This window comes from Zavarzinia sp. (genome assembly GCF_049306435.1).
Taxonomy (GTDB): Bacteria; Pseudomonadota; Alphaproteobacteria; order Zavarziniales; family Zavarziniaceae; genus Zavarzinia.
This window is the reverse complement of record NZ_JBAQRT010000266.1, coordinates 1-3,791: the sequence shown is the minus strand read 5'-3', so window position 1 is coordinate 3,791 and position 3,791 is coordinate 1. Positions and strand designations below refer to the sequence as shown.

Sequence of the window (3,791 nt, the reverse complement as noted above, 5' to 3'; positions counted from 1 at the left end):
GTTTCCGCCCGCCTCGTCGGCCCCTGGCCGCGCAGACCGCCGCCGATCTTGACCGTGCCGCCGCCCTTCGTGCCCGTGGCATCGATCCGGGTGCTGCCGGCAAGCGCGACATCGCGCCCCGTGATCTCGACCGTGCCACCCTTGGTGCCCGAGGCGCCGATGGTGCCCGAGACGTGGGTGGTGCCGTCGCCGCCCGACAGGATGACGGTGCCGCCCTCGGTCGAGACGCTGCCGACCTCGATCACGCCGGTCATGTCGATCGCCCGATCGACCACGGCCGAGGCTTGCTGGGCGTTCAGGATGACGGTGCCGCCGGCTGCCGCGATGGTGCCGCCATTGGCGACCTGGGGCGTTCCGCCCGTACGGTCCACCGTCTGCCCGGTGTCGAAGGAAATCAGCCCGTCGCCCGCCAGGTCGACGGTGAAGGTCTCGGCGCTGCCGAGGGCGACGGTGCCGAGCCGGGCCGCGATCACGCCGTTGTTGGCGACGCTGGGGCCGACGAGCGCGGCGATGCCCTGATCGGCCACGGTGATGCGGCCTTCGTTGACGATGCGGGCATCCGGATTGTCGGTCGGCCGGTCGAAGCGGTTGCTGCCCGCCATGAAGGCGTCATTGTCGATGTCGCTGGTGGTGGCGACCAGGCCACCGACATCGACCTGCGCCCCGGCCCCGAACAGGACGCCGTTGCGGTTGATCAGGAAGACGTTGCCATTGGCGGTCAGCTTGCCGTCGATGGTCGAGGCATTGTCGCCGGTGACCCGGTTCAGGGTGACCGAATTTCGCCCCGGCTGCTCGAAGGTGGTGGATTCCCCGCCGCCGATCGAGAAATCCTGCCAGTCGATGACGGCGCGGTTCGTGGTCTGGCGCACCGTGACGGAACCCGGGGCACTGTCGATGACCGCGCCGCCGCCGACGACGGTGCCGCCACTCGGATTGGCGCGAACAGGGGCGAGCGGCGCCCCGAAGAGCACGATGCCGATCGCGGTCGAGGCGAGCAGGGCCATGCGGCGGGAGGGCAGCAAGAATGTGAAGGTCATGATGTCGTCCCCCTCTCAGAAGCTGCCGGACAGGCGCAGGAAGACACCCGGGTTGCGGCTGTCGTCGCCGCTGCGGTCGCCGCGGTCGCGGGTCAGGGGCTTGGCCACTTCGATCTCGCCCTGGATGGCGTCGGCGATATAGAGACGAATGCCGGCCCCGGCCGAGGTCAGGCCGGCGCTGTCGCTCCCTCTCCGCGTCACATCCCAGACCTTGCCGGCGTCGTAGAAGCCGTAAAGCTGATAGGGCAGGTGGAAACGGCCGGATTCGTCGCTGTGATCGATGGTGCCGTTCAGCTGCACTTCGGCGCTGCCGGCCAGGGCGCGGTCGCCGCTGATCTCGCCGGGGGCGTAGCCTCGGCCGAGGCGATAGCCGCCGAGGCGGAATTCCTCGTCCGCCAGCAGGGCGCCCGGGGCATATTGCGCCGAAGCCTCGACGAACAGATTGACCGAGCCGAAATCGCCGGAGAACAGCCCCTGCAGGCGCGAAACTTCCAGCGTTACCTTGTCGAAAGTGCCGTCGGCATCCCCGCGCGAGGGATGGGGATCGTCGGCGGTCGAGGCGCCCAATGCGTCGAGGCCGACATGAAGGCCGGCGCTGGCGCGGGTCACGCCCTCCAGCTCGTCATGATATTCGCCTTCGGTGATCAGGCGCAGCACGCGCAGATGATCGCTGGTGTTGGTCACGCCCAGGATTTCGTCATCCTCGTCCAGCCAGTCGAAGGCGGCGCGGGTGGACAGCGAGAATTGCCGGCTGCGGATCACCGGATAGTCCAGCGACAGGCCGAAGCGGCTGGCCGCGGTTTCGATGTCGAGGATCTCGAGCGCCTCGCCCGGGCGCCCGGGGGCATAGCCGGCATAGGCGTGAAGGCGCAGGCCATCGCTGCCCAGGGCGAACTCGCCCGAGACCTGGGCCAGCCGCTGGCGGTCGCTGAAAACCGACGAGAACAGGGTCAGGTCCAGCCGCTCGCCAAGGCCGGTCAGGCTGTTGATGCCGGCCGAGGCGGTGGCGCTCCACGGCCCGAGCATCTTGGAGCTGCGGTTGTCGGTCGCGACGAAACCGTCGATCGCCTTGTGGTTCACCTCGATGGTCAACTGGCTGGCGCCCCGCTCGCCGGCGACGGGGCTCAGCACGCCGCGCGCGCTGATGCCCGGCAGGTCGTTGATCAGCAGCAGTTGCCGCTCGACGGTGGCGAGACGGGCCGGGCCGGCGTTGTCCTCGATCCGCGCCGCCATGGCCTTGACGAGTTCGAGCGCGCCGCCGGCATCGCCGGCGACGGCCACGGACCGGATATAGCCCTCGACGACCAGCAGCCGGACCGCGCCGCCGTCGATGCGCTGGGCCGGCACGACGACGCGGGTGAGGAAATAGCCATCCCGGCGATAGGAAGATTCGATCGCGGCGGCGATGGCGAAAATGTCGGACAGAGACACCGTGGTGCCGATTCTGTCGCCGTAGAAGCCGGCCAGCGTTTCCGCGTCATAGACGGTATTGCCCTCGACGGTCAGGGCGGTCAGCGTCAGGGTCACGGTCTCGGCGCCCGCGGGCGGCTGGCTGGCCGGGCTGGTGACGAGGTCGAGCCCCGGCGCCTCGGTGCCGGCGGGTGGTGTCAGGGCTTCCGGGGCGACCGATGGCCGCGCCCCCGAAGGCAGTTGCTGCGCCGAGGCGGTCCCCGCGACCGTGATGACAAGGCAAAACCAGGCGACAGGGCTCAAGGCCCGACGAATGGCAGAGCCGGTGGCGAACCGGTCTGGTCCTATCATTGAAAAATCCCCCCCTTGGCCGCCCGCCGGACGTCCCGCGCGAGGCGCGACGCCAGACCAGCGGTCAGGACACCCTAATACCAACCGAATATCACCCCCCGGGGTGGCAGCAGATTTCAGTGGAATAACCGCAGGGCGTCAAGGGCGGAGCTAGAAAGCGGGCCTGCCGTGCATCGCCGCGTCGAGACGCTGCTTCAGTTCGGCAAGGGCGATGTCGTCGACGCCAAGGGCATCGGCGCCGAAAACCTCGGGATCCTCGCTGAAACCGAGATAGGCCTGAACCTCGTTGATCACCAGCGCGGGATTGCCGATGTCGTAACCCGCCCGATCCAGAAAACGTAGGAACAGCCCGCGCTGGTAGCCATTGAGGCCGCGGTGCCAGAAACCGTCGCAGGCCGCGCGGTAGAAGAGGTGGGTGAAGAACTCGCCATGGGCCAGTTCGTGGCGCAGGATTTCCCGGCGCAGGGCGATATCCGCGTCCGTGGGGCCGCCGGTGGCGGCAAGGCTGATCAGGGCCTGATCCGGGCGCTGCGCGACGAAGCCCGCCTCCGTCACGCGCAACACCCGGCTGCGCAGCAGGATGTCCAGCAGGCGCCGCTCCTCGGCGGAAAGGCCGCCCCCGCGCGCCAGATTGAAGAAGCGGGCGAGGGTGGCCGCATCATAATCGTGGCCGAGATAGAACTGGTCGTAGGATTGGCCGGCATCGGCGATCAGGCGGCGTATCTCGGCATCGTTCGGCACCTGGTCCCGTGGCGCCCCCTTCATTTCGGCGAGAACGGCGATCCGGTTCAGGGTCCGGGCCTGGGCGGCCAGATCGGGAAAATCGAGGATGAGCACCCGGGGGTTGTGGGCCGGCCGATAGAGCGCGAGGTGGCGCGGGATGCGGCGGGCGATGTCGTCGGCTTTGGCGACCACGAGGCCGGGCAGGTCGGGGGATGGTGCTACGGCCGCCCGCGTCGCGGGGCTGGCGGCCGGCGACACCTCGCCATGGCC

General features: G+C 69.1%; 3 protein-coding genes. All 3 read right to left on the bottom strand.

The window, feature by feature from the left end:
• Positions 1-1,037, bottom strand: a 1,037-nt coding sequence (locus WAZ62_RS15100) for a filamentous hemagglutinin N-terminal domain-containing protein (RefSeq protein ID WP_422644363.1), incomplete at its 3' end; no start/stop codon positions are given.
• A 15-nt stretch (positions 1,038-1,052) separates the two neighbouring features.
• Positions 1,053-2,750, bottom strand: a complete 1,698-nt coding sequence (locus WAZ62_RS15095) for a ShlB/FhaC/HecB family hemolysin secretion/activation protein (protein WP_422644362.1) — start codon at positions 2,748-2,750, stop codon at positions 1,053-1,055.
• A 198-nt stretch (positions 2,751-2,948) separates the two neighbouring features.
• On the bottom strand, positions 2,949-3,791 hold an 843-nt coding region (locus tag WAZ62_RS15090; RefSeq protein WP_422644361.1), incomplete at its 5' end, for a hypothetical protein.